The sequence below is a fragment of the Pseudoalteromonas phenolica genome (assembly GCF_001444405.1).
Classification (GTDB): domain Bacteria; phylum Pseudomonadota; class Gammaproteobacteria; order Enterobacterales; family Alteromonadaceae; genus Pseudoalteromonas; species Pseudoalteromonas phenolica.
In genome coordinates, this window is sequence record NZ_CP013187.1 from 537,077 (window position 1) to 554,329 (window position 17,253).

The window sequence follows — 17,253 nt, forward strand, 5'->3', positions numbered from 1 at the left end:
ATCTGCAGGCACCTCCTAGTTAAACAAGGAATGAAAAATGAGAAAAAAAATCGCAGTCATCGGTGCTGGTTTATCAGGCATTGCCGCCATCAAACAGCTTACAGACGGAGGCCATGAGGTCGTCTGTTTTGAAAAAGCAGAAAGCTTTGGTGGTGTATTTGCCGATAAAAAAATCTATGAAGATTTGCACCTAACCATTTCTAATTACTTTATGGCGTATTCAGATTATGTACCGAGCCAGCAAAAGCTGAAGTTCTGGTCTAAAAAAGAATATGTTAATTACTTAGGCGAATACCTTGCCCGCTTCGAATTAGGTCAATACATTCATTACGATCACGAAGTACGAAAGGTAGAAAAGCAAGCGGGAAAATGGCAGGTCACCACGAAACATGGCATGGCTGAACAAACTGACACCTTTGATATGGTTGCCGTTTGCTCGGGTCATTTCCAAAAGCCAAAAATGCCTGAGCTTGCTGGTTTAGATATGTTCGAGGGCGAAATTGAGCACTCGAATGATTACCGCGATAAGCACAAATATGCCGGTAAACGTGTGTTATGTGTCGGTTTGGGGGAAAGTAGTGCCGACATTACTTCTGAGATTTCAGAAGTTGCGAGTAAATGTATCTTATCATTGCGCCGTTACCCAGCGGTGGCTCCGCGCTATATGGCGTTCCAAGAAGATCCTTACTTCACCATAGATACCAGCTGGTTAACATCACGCATCGTGAACAAATTACCACATCGTTATCATGGTGGGATCACGAAAGGCATTTTCACTAAGTATGTGAATAGCCGTAACGATCATGTACGGATCAGAGGCGAGTGGCTGAAAAAATCAGGCCCTTCTCACCATCAGGCCGTCACTAAAAATGAGCGACTATTCAGGCCAATCGCCGATGGTAAAGTTGTGCCTAACATTGGTGGCATTGTGCGTTTTGAAAAAAACGCTGTGGTGTTTCAAGATGGCACGCGTGAAGAAATTGATGCTGTGGTATTTTGCACCGGCTATCAGCTGAGCTTCCCATTCTTAGATGTCAGCATCAGCAATATGCGTGACTTGTATAAACAAATGTTTATTCCTGAAATGGGTGACTCACTGTCGTTTATCGGTTTTGTTCGTCCGCAACAAGGGGGTATTCCAGTCATTGCTGAAATGCAGTGTCGTTACTTATCGCAACTGGCCAGTGGTGAGAAATCATTACCACCGCTATCAGAAATGGTCGATATCATTAAATACGATACTGAGCACTGGCAGACGGAGTATAAGATCACCCCACATGTGGCCTCTTTGGTGAACTACTGCCATTACATGGATTCTATGGCAAAGCTGGTCGGCTGCATGCCTGAGATCCCAAGCTTGTTTAAAGATCCATTGTTGCGCGTAAAACTTTTGCATAACCCGCAGTTTGCAGCGCAATACCGTTTAGATGGTCCAAATAAAATGACGCATACAGCGCGATCGTTTTTATTAGGCTTTCCAAATATCAGTTCTTGGCCACGCATCATTCATTTTGAGTTGGCTTTGATCACCCAAAAACTACTCTCACGTTTACGCCTTGATGGCTTACGTGAGCTTAGTAAATAGCTGCTCAGGGACGGGAAAACGTTATGATCCGACTAACCGATGAGTGCTTGTGTAATCTAGATGATGCATTGCTACCACACCGCTTTAACTTAAGTCGTTTAAGCCATTTGCAAAAAATCATTTTAGGTACCGATGGCACAGTAACCCAATTAATCGAAAGTATTGTCGATGAAAAGTTGGTGGTGAATAAACTGTTTGAAGCCGATGTTGATAGTGACACGATCGCCACAACGTCGAGTGAACAACAAGCTGAAATACATTGCCAAAGGCGGGTTATTTTATTGCAAGGCGAGACCTCAGGCTTGCCTTATCTATATGCCGACTCCTTGGTTTATCACGGCAACATGAACGTGAATTTTTCTCGTGCCCTGACTCATTCTCAGATCCCCATCGGCAAAGCTTGGGAAAAGTTTCAGGTAGAAACTTATAAAACCTTGCTGTCATGGGGGTTTGAATATGCCAATGAGCTAGCACCTCACTTTGCGATTTCAAGCCATGACTTGGTGTTATATCGCACCTATTTAGTGTTCTCTCAGGGTAAAAAGATCTTCCGGATCACCGAAAAATTTCCTTTCGTTTGGTATCTGCAATCAGAGCAATTCACAGCGAGTGCAGCGACCACTGCAACGCCAACTTTAGTCAGCGGAATTTGAGCAATGAAAAATACAGACAGCGTCGTGGCGCAACCACAAATCAATTTAGATATTAACAAACTGACTCCGAGTATTCCCCACATCCCATTTAACAGCGAAGACGGACAGCTGTTTTTTTGGGGGGAGGATTACCACCTAATTATCGAATCTCTATCAAAGAAATATGGTGATATCTACTCGGTTGAAACAGCCAAGGGCAATTTGGTGGTATTAAACGGCTATCAATACATTAAAGAAGCATTGGTTACACAAAATGACGTGTTCAATGTACGAGCCGATTATAAAATTCTTCAGGTGGCACCACAAAAGCACTTTTTAGAGCTAGAAGCTGGCGAGCCTTGGCAGGTACACCGTAAGGTGTTTGCCCATGCCATGCGTGAATATTTTGCCACGCGCTGGGATAGCATTGAGCAATGGATGACCACTGAGATTGAAGATATCGCAGCGGTATGGCAAGCCGACGAGGGCAAGCCATTTGACCCAAATCGCGAAGTATCGATTAAGCTTGCTAGCTTTTTACACAAGGTCATGTTTGATGATCGATTTGGTGAGTTTGAAAAAGGTCTGTTTGACGAGAAAAGCTTAAGTTGGTTACCAAATGGTTTTATTAACAGCACGCGTTACGAGTTGATGCCTACTGAACTACAAGAGAAATATTACGCTCAGTATGGTGATGCGATTGAAAAATTTAGCGGCAACCTAAACGCCCTTGATCAATACGTGTCATTCAATGTTGATCGTCGTAAAGCCGATTATAAACCGGGCGAGTATCGTGATTTATGTGATTATTTGTTTGCTGCAAATGACAGTGTCGATGAGCAAACGAAAGCCGCTTTGAACATTGATGAAAAAGAAATTGTCATCGGTTCACTGACTCAAGTCGCGGGAGCTGGTGGCGGTGTTGGTGCATTTGCGATGCGCTGGGCCTTGTTATACTTGGCTGCTTTTCCAAAACAGCAACAGCGAGTACAAAAAGAACTCGATGAAGTGGTGGGTAAAAACGCGGTGCCATTGAATAAGCACAAAGCGGATCTGCCTTACACACAGGCATTTATTAGTGAGGTATTGCGTCATTGTTCAATTACATCTATGCCAGCGGCCAACTATGCAACCAGCAAAGACACGTTATTAGACGGTTATTTTCTTGCCGAAGGCACGCCATTGGTGATTAATAATTACAGTATTACCCGAGATGAAACGCTGTGGGAAAACCCGCATGAATTTATGCCTGAACGCTTTTTAGATGAAGATGGCGAGTTGAGCAAAAAACAATTGGGTAAAGCTTTCCCATTTGGTTTAGGTCAGCGCCGCTGCTTGGGTGAACATTTTGGTAAGTACATCATTCATACCTTGTTTGCTCAGTTAGCGCATAAGTTTGAATTTAGTCTGCCTGAAGGGAAGCAAGCAAATCTTAAAGCGATTTCAGGGGTGTTTTTAGTACCTGAAGAAGTCGAAATCGTGGCTAAATCGCGCAACGCCTAATTATACATACATAAAAGGCCGTGAACTTAAAAAGTACGCGGCCTTTTTATGAATTAAGTTTTTATTTTATATTTAACAAAATTGTAACGTTGAGTTTTTATTCTATTCTAAGTAATTGATGTTTTTACTTAAGGAAAGAATATGAACAATAATAAATGGCTTTTTGCCCCGCTACTGCTGAGCGCAGCCTCGGCTTTTGCACTACCACAGTGCCCGCAACCACATTTGATGGAGCAGCGTTTTGAAGCGCCCAGCTTTGAAACCGGTAAATATACAAACTGGTCAAATCGTTTTATTACTTGGCTGCCAAGCTTTCATATGATCCACGATGAAATTGTCGCTGTAGGTAAGCCTGTTACTGTAACTGCTAAGTTTGATTACGGCAGTGTGGCGCATAAAGACTTAGAGTTTGAAACAGTGAAGTTTTATATTCGTGGTCAAAATGATGCACAGTGGCAATATGTATCGACAGCGACCACAAACAGCGATGGCAAAGCGACTTTATCTTTACCAGGCATGTCTGCAGGCCAATACCGTATTTATGCGGGCGTTCCAGCCGATGGCTCTGGCACAGAAGGTTTCTTGACGGTCGTAGAGCCAAATACAGAAGCGGTATTATTCGACATTGATGGCACATTAACAGAGTCTGATGCCGAGCAAATTGGTGATTACACAGGCATAGATTATGCTGATGCAAAGGATGAGGCTTATACCTTAGCGCGTAGCTATTTGGATTTAGGTTATCAGCCTATTTATCTGACTGCGCGTGTTTATTGGTATGCCAAAGGTACGCGTAAGTGGCTATCTTGGATGGGCTTGCCTCAAGGTTATCTGCGCACATCGTTGAGCAATGAAACCAGTTTATTCCGTACTGCTGAGTACAAGACAGAACAGATTAATCAGCTGGAAGCGAACGGCATTAAAATTGTGCGTGCTTATGGCAATGCAAAAACGGATGCCGAAGCATTTATCAAATCTGGGTTGAGTGCATCTCAAAGCTTTACCATAGGTAAAGATGCGGGTCATTATGGCACAACGCCGATTTTAAATAACAGTTACGCAGATCATATTGCGACTCACGTCAGCAACTTCCCTAACGCGAATTGCCAGTAATCTTTTACTCACTCCAGCCCTAAGTTCCCCCAACCGCTTAGGGCTGTTATCAAAAAACGCTACTGATTCCATTTAAACTTTTATTAACATAGTTGTAACTTTAAAGTTTTAGCTCTACTATGCGCGTGATTTTTTATTGGCTTAAGGAAATGAGCTGTAAAAAGCTTATTAAGCCTGTTTTATAAGGAAAATTATGAATATCAAAAAACTGAGTATTAGTCTTGCACTGCTAGGTGCGACGTCAGCAAGTGCGTTCACGCAACTAGGTGGCGGTGGCATCATGCCAATGGGTCACGAATGGCTCACACGTACCGCGGCACTGGAGTTACTAGACCAAGAGCACATCATTCAAACTGATCCTAATGATCCTCGATACCACTGGCAGCAAGGGCTGGCGAAGCGCACTGACTTAACTGCTGCGTATGATGAAGTACAGCGCATACAAGCTAAAAGTAATGACAATTCGAGTTACCAACCTAAGTATGATGATATCTATGCAGCTATTGTGGGCGAACGCTGGGTGGACATTGCTGGGTTTAATGTGACGAATGCGAGTACGGATCCGACTGGACCAAACTGCTTTAGTGCTATTTCGCAAGAACCTGCCGATCTTCAACAAGATCACTTTATGCGTCGTTATGATGACATAGGTGGTCAAGGAGGTGTAGATGCCGCTTACCGAGGTCAAAAACGCTTTATTGAACACTTTGTTAATGCCGCAATGGCAGAGCAAAAACGCATTCAAGTGTGGGATGGTGGAGGTTATTCAGCTAAAACAGAAGTGGATCATAACTATTTTTTGTTTGGTCGAGCGGTGCACTTATTCCAAGACTCATTTAGCCCGGAGCACACAGTACGTTTACCAGCGGATAACTACGAAAAAGTATGGCAAGTAAAAGCCTATTTATGTTCAGAAGGTGCAGAGCAGCACACACATGACACTAAAGATGTGCTCGATTTCAGTAGTGGTGATGTGATCTGGCAAGAAAATACTCGCCTTGATTCAGGGTGGGATTCATATTCTGCAAGTAATATGAAGCCTGTTGCATTGGTAGCATTAGAGGCAAGCAAAGACTTGTGGGCGGCATTTATCCGTACTATGGCCGTAGACAAAAACGCACGTGAAGCTTACGCAAGGCAAGAAGCACAAACCTTGGTCGACAATTGGTTGTCGTTTGATGAACAAGCGATGCTTGCATGGTATGACAACCAGCAACATAGAGATCATACCTATGTACTCGCCCCGGGTGAAACTGGAACAGGCAAAACACTTGAAGCCTGTATGGGTGAATTAAATGTAGGCACAACCAATCAAGCTGAGCGTGTTGCGCAATTAGATGCTGAGCGTCGTCAGTGCTTATATAACATTGAAGCAGAACCCGGATACGCAGATCTGTACGATGATTATATGGGAATGCCGTATAACTGGCGCTGGAAGTCACTTACTTGGCAAACACCACCAAACGACTGGCAACCGACTAAGCAGCAAGCTGACAGTGGCGAAGCGGTTGTGATCAAGTCAGCTGTAGATGGTAAGGCGTTGTCAGTATCGGCTTTAAACAACAATGAGCGTTTAACCACAGCGCAGAATAACCCTGTGGAGTGGCTCAAAGTACCTGCAAGTGAGGGGCGTTACTATTTACGAAGTCGCCAAGCACCTGCATTGTTCTTTAGCTATAGTGGGTCTTCATCAGGATATGGCAAATTATGGAATTCGCCAAAACAGGCGGAGTACGAGTTTGTTTATCAAGGAGGCGTTTGGAATATTAAAAATACTTATTGGCAACAGTATTTTTGGTATAACCAAGATAAGCAGCGTCCTCAACTAACCTCGACAGGTAGTGCAGATAAACAGCACTCAAAGTGGATTTTAGAGTAGTTTTATTTATTTTTTTAAAAACTAGCTAAATACCTAGAGGTTTAAAAAGGCACGAAACTAATAAGCGTGCCTTTTTCAGGCGAAAAAGATCTGTTAGAACTGGCCGCTCAATAGTAATGTAAATCGCGGTGAGCGTTCAAAGCGACGGTCTTCATACTGTAAAATGCTATTTTCAGTAAATAAGCCATCGTAACGAGTTCTGATATTTCTTGATTTTCGGCTCAGTAAGCGATCGCCTTTAAGCGTTAACTTTAAGTTTGATGGTAGCTTATAATTTACTTCCATTCTTGCCCATAGCTTATTGTCTAATGTACTGGTGTAGTCAAAGCGAGCAAAGGGTGAGATGCTTCTATCTTGTAAGGTCATACTCCAATCAAGGTTTTCGATAGGCCCTGTTTGATTGATTTTAATTTGCCATTCGTTATCGCTTAGTCTCGCTATTTTGTTGTCCTGACCTGTAAATGGGTCACGCATATCACTGTCACGCCAAGTGTAACTGACACTAACCATAGTATTTTTTAGGCCAATAGGGTCGAGGCCAAAATCAGTCTCAAGTTTCACACCATATTCTTTCGCGTTATCAACATTACCTTCACCTGAATAGCTCACTAATGGGATCTCAACAATGAGATCAGTGATCTTATGGTAATACGGTGTCAGAGTCAGACTACCTGAAGTTGCTTGCCACTGTCGCTCAAAACTTACAGACAACTCGTCTCTGACTTCTGGGCGTAAGTTAGGGTTGGTTTCTTCTAATCGCTGCTCTTCTCGGTTAAAGCGAGGCACAAAGTCATTTAATCTCAATTGGCTCACTGTTCGCTCTAAATTGGTACGTAATTGAATGGCGTCACTTAAATCATGGCGTAAGTTAATACGTGGTTTTAAGTAATTAAATGAACGGGTTGAGCCACTGGTTGCTTGCTCAAAGGTATCGGTTTGCAGGCTAAAATCAGTAGCAACATCCAGTTTTGAATACTCGTAAACCAAAGAAGCCTGTAGGTTAGTAGCTTGTGATATTGAATAGTTATAGTGACTAAAGCCTTCATAGCGGGTTTCTTTGATGTCATTAAGTTCAGTCGAATGATAAACACCATCTTGGTTGTCAATAAACTGCAGGTTCTCATCGAGCTTATTAATAGCTAGTTCAACGCCAGAATCGAAGCTATGTTGCTGGTTGAGTGTGTATTTCCAACTGCCTCTCACGACGCTTTCTGATTCTCTGTAAAGTCGAGGGAGTTGATATCCCGCCGTAGTGCTGTCATCGCCATTGATAATGGTTTGCCAAAGTTGATCGTTGGCTTTACTGCGGTTTTCGATAAATAGCAGCTTTAAGCTGTTTTTGTCGTTAATTTTATGACTGATATCTCCGCCAATTTCCCATTCTCGTAGGCCCCAATCAAATGTCAGGTTATCCGCCGTTGTGGTGTTATCTGCAAGTTGAATGTAGGTCGAGTCAAAGTCGCTATCCAGATAGATTTTTTTATACATGCTGTTCAGCGTCATAGAGGTGTTGTTAGCGTGCTTGTAACTGAGCTTGTTGCTGAATATGTCTTCACGGAACCAATTTTTACGAACACGCTTGTAGTGTTTTGTCGGCTCATTGTCGGCAGAGCTAAACAGCTCATTGATTTTTATTTTTGTAGGGTAGAGCTTTCTTTCAAAACCAAAGCGATACGTTAAATCGCCTTCACCACCACTTAGTACTAAAGAGCCTAATGGTTTACCTTGCATAGAGTCTGTTTTCGTGATCCCTATATTCCATAATACCGCGGTGCTGATGTCATCTTTAAGCATAACATTGATGATTAAACCGTTACTTTGTACATCAAGACCAGATACCGACCCTCTGATCAGCTCAATGTAATCAACATCTTTGGCTTGAATGTTATCAATTTCACTTTTTATGCTATTGCCTTTACCTGATACGCGTTGTCGATTAATTAATATTTGTTCGCCTGTCGAGCCAAAGCCTCGGGTTTCATTGTTATTATTCATGGCCAACAGCAGGTTATTGGCTCCTGGAATTTTTTCTAAGATATCGCGCAGGTTTTGTGGTGAAAATGGCGTGAAGAAACCCTCGTCGTAGGTATCGATGTTAGCGGCTGTGTTGTTGCTTACATCATCATTGGCACAGCTTGCTTGGCTGTTAAAAAACAAAGTCAATGCAGTTGCAACCGCACTTAATTTTAAAAGACGAGATGTGAAAAGGCGTTTCATGATATTTCCCTCAATGGCGTTTGAGCTCATATTAGGAAAGCGAGTAAAGGTAAAATAGGCACAAAAAGTAAAACTCTGAGTAGGATTTTTTTACAAAAGTTTACTTAAGAAAATGTAAGGGCTGGGGTAGGGTAACGCGTGTGTAAAAAGGAGTATTGAATTATGAGCATCAAACCTAAATTGTTAATCGTGGAAGACGAAGCCAGCATTTTACGCGGCTTGACCGACTTATTTATTTTCCATGGTTTTGAGGTCGACAGTGAAATGGATGGCAAGCAAGGCTTAGAAACCGCGTTGCAAGGTCATTATCATTGTGTGATTTTAGATGTGATGCTGCCGAGTATGAATGGTTTTGAGATCTGTAATGCGCTACGACAACACTCGCAAAGCCAAGCGATTTTGATGCTAACCGCCAAAAACAGTGAAGAAGATATTATCAACGGCCTGACTCTGGGGGCTGATGATTATTTAGCTAAACCATTTTCGACGTCAGAGCTGGTATTAAGGGTTAAAGCCTTGGTACGTCGTTCAGGGTGGAGCCCCGAAGACAGTAAGCTAACCATTTGCGATCAAGTGGAGATCTGCACCCAGAGTTTAACAGGCCAATCGTTTAACCAAACTGTGCGCTATACCCGTCGTGAAGTAGAAATCTTAAATTATCTAAGCCAACAAAAAGCGCCTGTTTCTCGCTGTGAACTGTTAAGAGAAGTGTGGGGTTATAAGTCCACCGATCACATAGATACCCGCACGGTAGATATTCATATAGCCAAGTTACGCAAGAAAATTGAACCTGATCCTAAAGCGCCAAAATACCTAGTGACCCTGCGTGGCGAAGGGTATCAATTATTCGGGCAGGTTTCTTGATGAAAGCATTCTTAAAACCTTCTCCTTTACTCAATTATCAACAGCGTTTAAAAAGGCTAAGAATTTTCACACTGAGCTTTTTTTTGCTGCTGTTTATTCCGGTGTCATTGGTTTGTGTGTTTGTGTTTCAGCAATTCGAGCAAGAGCAAATTGTTAAATACCAAAAACATGCCACTAAGCTCAGCGACATCATTAATAAACGGCTATTTAAACAGGCGATTATCACGAACTCGGTTTCTCCCACAGAGTTTGATTATTACCAGTATGCTTACAACCCAGATACCAACAAGGTCACGCGACAAGTATCTCCACTTGCAGATCCAGAAAGTTTTCAACGTTATGAAGGTCTGGTAGGTTTCTTTCAGATTGATGCGCAAGGGCGTTTTAATAGCCCTATGTGGCCAGATGTGATTGAAGCTGATGATGTTTTCTCGGAAAAAGAAGCGAAAAAAGACAGCCTCAAAATGGCGCGCGGCTTATACGATATAGTGATGCGTTCAGCGCAAATAAAAACTTTGATTAATAATGGCTTTATCGTACAGCCTGAAAAATACGAAGTGATAGAAGACGTACCAGATTACTTCATTTTTTATCGTGTGGTGACAGTCAGTGATGAAGTAAAAATGCAGGGCTATGTGCTAAATAAACAGCGCTATTTACTCGGACTTATTATGGAAGTCATGACCAATAAGCGTCCCAATGCATTTCTCGGATTGACTATCAGTGATAAGAAAGGTCATGCCGAGGATGCGTTTATTGTTTCCAAGATGCTGAAAAATGGAGATATGGATGTACAGTTACAAGCGTCGTTACCGGCAAAGTTGATGCAAGTTCACTTGAAAGAAAGTGCTCTACATTGGCCGTTTCCGTCTTATTGTATTTCATTTTCGACTAAAGCGTTTGGGACTAGTAGCCTTGCTTTGTATGGCTTAGGGTTAATGGGGGTATTATTACTGACCATTGCACTTGGTTGCTATGGTTTTTATGCCTTGGGAAAACGCCAATTAAAGTTAGCCGAGCAACGTTTGAACTTTGTCTCGTCCGTGAGTCATGAATTAAAAACCCCACTGACATCCATTCGTATGTATTCAGAAATGCTAAAGTCAGGACAAATTTTATCTGAGCAACATCGCAGCGATTACTATGAGTTTATTTTTAGTGAGAGTGAGCGTTTATCTCGCCTCATAGATAATATTCTTCAGCTCTCAAAGCTTAGCCAACCTGCCCATAATGTTGAGCCAAACTGGGTAAAATTGAGCATTTTAAATGATGTGATCCAATCTAAAGTCTCATCTTTATTAGTTAAAAATGATTTCAAACTCACTATTAATCAGCCTTTTGAACAACCAGACAGTGCTTTACTGTGGGTTGATATGGATGCCTTTGCGCAAGTGGTGATCAATATTACTGACAATGCCGTGAAGTTTTTTGATCAAGCTAAGATCAATGATGTTGATAGGCAAAAAATCGATTTCAATTTTCATTATTCTAAGCAACAGCCAGAGTTTATTCAGTTGCAAATACGTGATTATGGTTTTGGTATTAGTGAAGAGCAGCAAGAAAAGCTGTTTGAGTTGTTTTATCGTGGCGGCAATGAATTAACCCGAGCGACCCAAGGCACGGGAATTGGTTTGGCTTTGGTTAAAGAACTGATCAATGCCCAGCAAGGTGAAGTGAGTGTAGAGCGTATGTCACCGGGCCTCGCGTTGAATATACGGTTTAAGTTTAAAATGGCTGATGCCTAATCTTATAACAAAAAAGGGCCCTCAAATGAGGGCCCTTTGCGTTCACACTCTACACAATTAATCTTGGACTATCTAATGCCACATCGTTTAACACCACGGTATGTGCGCGTTTAAAAAAGTTAAAATCGGTTGCTGTGGCACTGGTATAAGCGCCCATCATTTTGCCGACGATTAAATCGCCATTGCTTAACGCGGGTAGCATAATGTTATCGGCTACCACATCAATACTGTCGCACGTCGGGCCTGTTAACACGCTGCTTTGCAATGCGCTGGTGCGCCAATGGTCACTCAAGCGTATCGCCGTTAACGGGTACTGAGCGTCATCAAACATTAAGCCGCTGAATGAGCCGTAAATACCATCATCTAGGTAATACCAAATTTGCCCTTCACGTTTTGCTTGACCCATGATAGAAGCAACGCTCACCATGGCTTCAGCAACAATAAAACGGCCAGGCTCAGCGATGACTTGTACTGTCTCAGGTAATCCAGCCAAAGCTGCATTTATCGGTACGCAGAATAGCTTAATAGGCATCACTTGACGGTTGTAGCTCACTGGAAAACCGCCGCCAATGTCTAGCATGCTAAGTGCTGGTAAACCACAGTCGACGACTTTGTTCATTAAGGCTTTACAGGCTTCAATAGCATCCACATATTTTTGTGGGCTAAGGGTTTGCGAACCAACATGGAACGACAAGCCTTTAATGCGAATTTGCCAACGGTTAGCCGTTTCGATGATCTCTAATGCGTCTTCTGCTGAGCAGCCGAATTTTTTCGATAAATCAGCAAAGGCTTCTTTGTTTCGAAAGCTTAAGCGCACTAATAGCTCAACCCGATCTTTATAGGGCTTAAATTTTTCTAGCTCATTCAGGTTGTCGACAACAAACACCGTACAGCCATATTCAAGCGCGTCACGAATATCGCTATCGCGTTTGATCGGATGGGTGTGAATGGTGCGCTCAGCTGGTACGCCAATTTGCTTTACTAGATCGACTTCACCGCTGGTGGCTAAATCAAAGCATGCACCCTCAGCCAGTAAGGTTCTCACTACTGCTTCATGAGGTAATGGCTTTAAAGCATAGTGTAAGGTCACACTGGGCAGTGCGTCGTTTAGTGCATGGTATTGGCGGCGAACAACATCGCAGTCTAATAACAATAATGGTGCACCATATTGTGTTACTGAGCTTGTAATTAACCGTGTTTCATCACTAGACAGCAAGCCGCTAGAGTAAGAATGAAAATCTAAAACAGTGTGGGCTTGCGCCATAATAAATCCCCTAAAAAAGGCACGCTCAAATGTATAATGCGTGTAGTGTTAAAAGTTAATAACACTTGGATAGTTACTCATCGCCTTGCCACAAAAACAGCTGTGATGTACTCGGATTGGCTATCATCAAGATGGAGCAGATAATAATCACAAGTTATACATTCGACAATTAAAAGTTTGCGCAAAAAAGCCGAATTATTTTTGTCTTATCGACAAAAATTATGAATTAAGCAAAGTGATTTTTTGAGTGATAAAAAAATGAGCTGCTGCGCGACTAAACATCGCGCAATGATCTGTGCTTTGTATCAATTTTGAATAGGCTATAGAGCTGGAATGTGAAGGGGAAGCTTGTTTTCTTTAGCATAATACATGGCTTTATCGGCAGCACTTAATAGGTCTTGTATACTATCAGCATGCGCAGGAAACATAACTGCACCAATGCTTACCTCAAGGTTAACTTCTTTTAATGCGCCATCTTTATCTTCCAAGCAGTAGGCATCGGCTAATAGCTGATATTTGTAGTTAGCAAGCTTATGGAGGTTTTCTTGGTTATCTATGTGGTGCGCAACAATGACAAACTCGTCACCACCATAACGTGCAACAAAGTCGGCAGAGCGTTTAAATAGTTTGAGCTTGGAAGCAATCAATTTCAGTAGTTTGTCACCGGCTTGGTGGCCAAGTTCGTCGTTAACAGGCTTAAAGTTATCTAAATCAATAAATAAGATACCAAAAGTATGGTTATGGCGTTGTGCTTCACTGAATGTTTCTTGTAAGTGTTGATCAAATGCCCCTCTATTATGCAGCATGGTCAGCCTATCAAGAGACACTAAGTTTTCTAAATTCTTTTGCATGTCATGTCGTTCTTTAGAAAACATGATAGTTCGGTTAAGCAGAGTACCTGATAGTTCGTGTTTTGGTATGTAATCTTGTGCGCCGAGCTGTATAGCTTGCTCACCATAAAACTCTTCAGATACGCCTGTTAGTACAATTATGGGAATGCCTTTGGCAATGCGTTTTACATTCACCAGGGTATCTAGCCCCATACTATCCGGCACATTTAAATCTATTAACATTGTGTCAGGCAGGGCTTGAGTCAACGCTCTGGCTAATGAACTAAGGTTTGAAAATGCACATATTTTGTATTTTTGCCGAGTTTGAACTTCGCTCAGTAACTTTTTTACTAAATAAACATCATCTTCATTGTCTTCGAGTAAATAGATTAACCACGTGCTCATACTTCAACACTCCCTATTTTATTGTATTTAAACCAGTAATGGGTAATGGTGTTAATCATTTCGGTTAATTCACTGATTGAGCTGGGCTTTCTCAAAAACGATTTAGCCCCTAACTCATAGGCCTGCCTAATATCCGATGGGCTATCCGAAGTGCTATAGCAAACCACAATCATGTTATTAAGTTGCGCGTTTTTTTGTAAATGGTCAAGTGCTTCTAGACCAGACATTTCGGGCATATTGAGATCTAGTAGATAGATCCTATTGGGGTTCACTGATATTTTTGCTTCAACAATCAGCTCTTTTGCGCTTTGTAAAACCTTTACATTGGGAGCATTAGGAGATCGAGCACATGCTTGACGGAACAGATAAATATCATCCGGGTCATCTTCTACTAGTACTATTTCGTTCATCACTGCCCCTCCATCGGTATGTGTATCAAGAACCTAGCGCCTTCGTCAGGGTTATCAACACACTCTATCTGTCCGTCGTGTAACTCAATAATTTTTTTGACTAAAGATAAACCAATACCACTGCCTTCATATTGATTGGCAAACACTCTCTGAAAAGGTTCAAATATTTGTGTTCTGTATTCGGGTTGTATGCCAATACCGTTATCAGTATAAGTAATGACAATGTTACTTTTTTCAGTATAGCAGCCAATAGATATTTTTGGCGCACGCTCAGGGTGCTTAAACTTAAGACTATTGGTAATGAGGTTTTGTAATACTTGCAGCATCAAAGAGTAATCAACAGTGAGTTGATGATTGTCGTGCTCGATGACTATTTCAGCATTTGCTTCCTCAATCGGTAAAGATAACTGCTCGCAGATCTCTGATATTAAGAGGGCGAGGCGATTGGGCGCTTTATTGACTTTACGAGTGGTTAATCGCGACAGCTTTAACAAGTCTTGGATCATATTCCGCATTCTCGTTGTTGAGCTGAGTAAACGAGAAAATTCAAACTCGGCATCTGGATCTGCTTTTAATGCCGAACTTAATCGAGTGGCTAAGCTTGATGAGAATGAGGTTATTTTCCTGAGAGGCTCTTGTAAATCATGGGAGGCGATAAAAGCGAACCTCTCTAAGCTTTCGTTAGATGTTTTAAGTTCGTTAAGTAATGTAGTTTGTTCGGTGATATCAATAAAGGTCCCTAACATTAAATCTGGATTACCTTGTTCGTCGAGCATCAATACTGTGTCAAATGAGTAGCACCATATCCAGTGGCCAGCTTTATGTTTAAACCGGTAAGTCATGGGAGTTAAGTGACCTTCAGGTTTTTTAGTTACAGTTTGAATGTGCTCAAACACTTCTCCTACTTCATCGGGATGAAAAAGCTTGCTTAAGTCTTGTTGTTGCAGCTCCTCTAATGTGTAGCCAAGCAAATCAGTATAGCGCTGATTAATTCGAGTATTTTGCTGCGTTTTAAGGTCGTAGAGGTATAAACCACAGACAGTCGAGTCAATCATCTTCTCTAAAAAGTATTGGCTCTTTTGCAGTTCTGATTCAATCAGCTTTCTGTGTGTCACATCGATGGCTGTGCCAACTATTTTTAGTGTTCCTTCTTGCTCGTCAATCAGTGGGTAAAGTGTGGTTTGGTACCAATATGTTTTTCCTGAAAAATTAAAGCTTTCAGTATACTCCATGGGGGCTTTTACATGTTTGCACTGCGTGTACTTTTGCTTAATAAGCGCGATATTTTCTGGCGTAAATATGCCGCCTTTCAACTGGGTAAGTCGTTTACCTATGATCTGTTGATATGAGACGCCAGCGCGCTGGCATGCTGTTTGGTTAAATTCTAAGAAAATAAAATCATCAAGCGTCGCTTTTACGAGCCAGATAGCTTGCTCAGTACCATTATAAATGGCGCTAAGTATGTCTTCTTTTTCGGCTATTTCTATTCTTAATTGCTTCTCGGTTTCAATGTTTCGTAATGCACCAGACATCACAGTGGGGTTCCCTTGCTCATCGAATACACTATTACCAATTGCTAAAAACCAGCTGTAATTGTTATTTTTATCTTTTCCTAAATATTCAACTTTGTACTGCTCTCTCGTTTTGAAATGTGCTTCAAGTGCCTTATTAACGTGCTCTACATATTTGGGATGAATATGTTCAAACCACATTTCAAATTTCGCTTCTTGTTCATTAGCATGACCAATCATTTCGAGTAATTTAGGAGAATAATCAACGGCGTTATTTTGTACATTCCATTCCCAAATTCCGTCTTCAGTGGCATTGACTGCACGCTGCATCTGCTGATGAGACTCTTGTAATTCTAATTCTGTCAGGCGTAATTCAGATAAGTTATTAAATGCAGCTAGGATCAAAGTTTCATCTTTAAATTGGCTACGTTTTAAATTGATCTCCATAGGAATTAATTGGCCATCACTGGCGCGCATGGTACAGATTAGCGATCGACTAAAATTAGGTGAGTTAGCAATGTCACTTTGTATTACTTCGTAGGTATAAAATGGGTCATGAGAAGTAAAAAACGTACTCAGTGGTTGATTGCTCACGTCATCGTTTTCAGAGTATTTCAGTTCATTTAAAAAATGCGGGTTGCCCGACAAAATGTTTAATTTTTCATCGAGTAATAATGCACTAGTTGGGAGTGCTTCTAGGGTAAAGCTAGTTAATTCATGCTGGCTTAATTTGGTCTTTAAAAACGCAGTTTCTCTGGTGTATGCAGTCAGTTTTGTTTTAAATCCTTTTACTTCTTGGGGAGTTGCAAGGCTGAGCGCCTCAGGGAGAAGGCGAAAAAGGTATATAGCTGTGATCATTGAAACGATCGCAGTGGCAATTTTACTGATTGCTTGAATACCATAAATGCCATGCCAAACAGCAAAAATACCAATGAGGTGAGTTAAGCCACAAAGCAAAATAAAAGCAGAAAATAGCCAAGCCAGCCAATGTTGTCCAAACTCTGGGCGCTTCTTGGCTACGATCATAATGGCGATAGGAATAGAAAAATAAGCGGCGGTGATAAGCGCATCAGCAATAACATTACTCCATAACAAGTGAGGTTGCCACAAGTAGCAATGGCCATGGGGCATGTACATAGTATGGAAGAAAGACTCGAGCGTATTGAGCTCCATAAAGCTATCCTTTTGCCTAAATAGAAAGTAGGTTGATCGAGTTAACGTATGATTTCGTTAAGATTGTTTTTTAAAGTTTGGCACAGCTAGGCTTTTTTTCAATTTTTAGGGAGCGCTGTCTT

The 17,253-nt window shown here is 41.7% G+C and carries 12 protein-coding genes; 7 read left to right on the forward strand and 5 right to left on the reverse strand.

All coding sequences use genetic code 11. The annotated features are described in order from the left end of the window. Positions 1-37 precede the first annotated feature (37 nt). From PP2015_RS02400 to PP2015_RS02420, 5 genes are all read left to right on the forward strand, one after another. Entirely contained in the window at positions 38-1,585 is a 1,548-nt protein-coding gene (locus tag PP2015_RS02400; protein WP_058028753.1) for an NAD(P)-binding domain-containing protein, read from the forward strand. Positions 1,586-1,608: 23 nt separating this feature from the next. Beyond that, positions 1,609-2,238 (forward strand): chorismate--pyruvate lyase family protein, encoded by a 630-nt coding sequence (locus PP2015_RS02405; RefSeq protein WP_058028754.1) that lies wholly within the window; start codon positions 1,609-1,611, stop codon positions 2,236-2,238. 3 nt (positions 2,239-2,241) lie between these two features. Beyond that, entirely contained in the window at positions 2,242-3,720 is a 1,479-nt protein-coding gene (locus PP2015_RS02410) for a cytochrome P450 (RefSeq protein ID WP_058028755.1), read from the forward strand. Positions 3,721-3,861: 141 nt separating this feature from the next. Next, complete coding sequence (locus PP2015_RS02415) at positions 3,862-4,833, forward strand: LNS2 domain-containing protein (RefSeq protein WP_058028756.1); 972 nt, start codon at positions 3,862-3,864, stop codon at positions 4,831-4,833. Positions 4,834-5,026: 193 nt separating this feature from the next. Continuing rightward, positions 5,027-6,712 (forward strand): hypothetical protein, encoded by a 1,686-nt coding sequence (locus tag PP2015_RS02420; protein WP_058028757.1) that lies wholly within the window; start codon positions 5,027-5,029, stop codon positions 6,710-6,712. A gap of 93 nt (positions 6,713-6,805) precedes the next feature. Here PP2015_RS02420 and PP2015_RS02425 read toward each other — a convergent pair whose 3' ends face one another. Next, a complete protein-coding gene (locus tag PP2015_RS02425) occupies positions 6,806-8,929 on the reverse strand; it encodes a TonB-dependent receptor plug domain-containing protein (protein ID WP_058028758.1) in 2,124 nt (707 codons plus the stop codon). A 162-nt stretch (positions 8,930-9,091) separates the two neighbouring features. Here PP2015_RS02425 and PP2015_RS02430 point away from each other — a divergent pair, with 162 nt between their 5' ends. Further along, the gene (locus PP2015_RS02430) at positions 9,092-9,793 is read left to right on the forward strand and encodes a response regulator transcription factor (protein ID WP_058028759.1); all 702 of its coding nucleotides are present in this window, start codon (positions 9,092-9,094) and stop codon (positions 9,791-9,793) included. Next, positions 9,793-11,538, forward strand: coding sequence for a sensor histidine kinase (locus tag PP2015_RS02435; protein WP_058028760.1), 1,746 nt, complete (start codon positions 9,793-9,795; stop codon positions 11,536-11,538). The genes PP2015_RS02430 and PP2015_RS02435 overlap by 1 nt, the downstream gene beginning before the upstream one ends. A gap of 49 nt (positions 11,539-11,587) precedes the next feature. On the opposite strand, the gene PP2015_RS02440 is transcribed toward PP2015_RS02435, so the two are convergent. From PP2015_RS02440 to PP2015_RS02455, 4 genes are all read right to left on the reverse strand, one after another. Further along, positions 11,588-12,802 (reverse strand): type III PLP-dependent enzyme, encoded by a 1,215-nt coding sequence (locus tag PP2015_RS02440; RefSeq protein WP_058028761.1) that lies wholly within the window; start codon positions 12,800-12,802, stop codon positions 11,588-11,590. Positions 12,803-13,122: 320 nt separating this feature from the next. Beyond that, complete coding sequence (locus PP2015_RS02445; RefSeq protein ID WP_058028762.1) at positions 13,123-14,037, reverse strand: GGDEF domain-containing response regulator; 915 nt, start codon at positions 14,035-14,037, stop codon at positions 13,123-13,125. Continuing rightward, positions 14,034-14,447 carry a response regulator gene (locus tag PP2015_RS02450; protein WP_058028763.1) on the reverse strand — a complete coding sequence of 138 codons (414 nt, stop codon included), beginning with the start codon at positions 14,445-14,447 and terminating at the stop codon, positions 14,034-14,036. Before PP2015_RS02450 ends, PP2015_RS02445 begins: the two co-directional genes overlap by 4 nt. Beyond that, positions 14,447-17,131, reverse strand: a complete 2,685-nt coding sequence (locus PP2015_RS02455; protein ID WP_058028764.1) for a PAS domain S-box protein — start codon at positions 17,129-17,131, stop codon at positions 14,447-14,449. The genes PP2015_RS02450 and PP2015_RS02455 overlap by 1 nt, the downstream gene beginning before the upstream one ends. Positions 17,132-17,253 lie beyond the last annotated feature (122 nt).

Excerpts from the sequence above, each read along its gene's own strand:
- PP2015_RS02420 (WP_058028757.1), top strand. The coding sequence starts at position 5,027 with ATGAATATCAAAAAACTGAGTATTAGTCTTGCACTGCTAGGTGCGACG.
- PP2015_RS02435 (WP_058028760.1), top strand. The coding sequence starts at position 9,793 with ATGAAAGCATTCTTAAAACCTTCTCCTTTACTCAATTATCAACAGCGT.
- PP2015_RS02400 (WP_058028753.1), top strand. The coding sequence starts at position 38 with ATGAGAAAAAAAATCGCAGTCATCGGTGCTGGTTTATCAGGCATTGCC.
- PP2015_RS02455 (WP_058028764.1), bottom strand. The coding sequence starts at position 17,131 with ATGGAGCTCAATACGCTCGAGTCTTTCTTCCATACTATGTACATGCCC.
- PP2015_RS02425 (WP_058028758.1), bottom strand. The coding sequence starts at position 8,929 with ATGAAACGCCTTTTCACATCTCGTCTTTTAAAATTAAGTGCGGTTGCA.
- PP2015_RS02405 (WP_058028754.1), top strand. The coding sequence starts at position 1,609 with ATGATCCGACTAACCGATGAGTGCTTGTGTAATCTAGATGATGCATTG.
- PP2015_RS02410 (WP_058028755.1), top strand. The coding sequence starts at position 2,242 with ATGAAAAATACAGACAGCGTCGTGGCGCAACCACAAATCAATTTAGAT.
- PP2015_RS02450 (WP_058028763.1), bottom strand. The coding sequence starts at position 14,447 with ATGAACGAAATAGTACTAGTAGAAGATGACCCGGATGATATTTATCTG.
- PP2015_RS02415 (WP_058028756.1), top strand. The coding sequence starts at position 3,862 with ATGAACAATAATAAATGGCTTTTTGCCCCGCTACTGCTGAGCGCAGCC.
- PP2015_RS02445 (WP_058028762.1), bottom strand. The coding sequence starts at position 14,037 with ATGAGCACGTGGTTAATCTATTTACTCGAAGACAATGAAGATGATGTT.
- PP2015_RS02440 (WP_058028761.1), bottom strand. The coding sequence starts at position 12,802 with ATGGCGCAAGCCCACACTGTTTTAGATTTTCATTCTTACTCTAGCGGC.
- PP2015_RS02430 (WP_058028759.1), top strand. The coding sequence starts at position 9,092 with ATGAGCATCAAACCTAAATTGTTAATCGTGGAAGACGAAGCCAGCATT.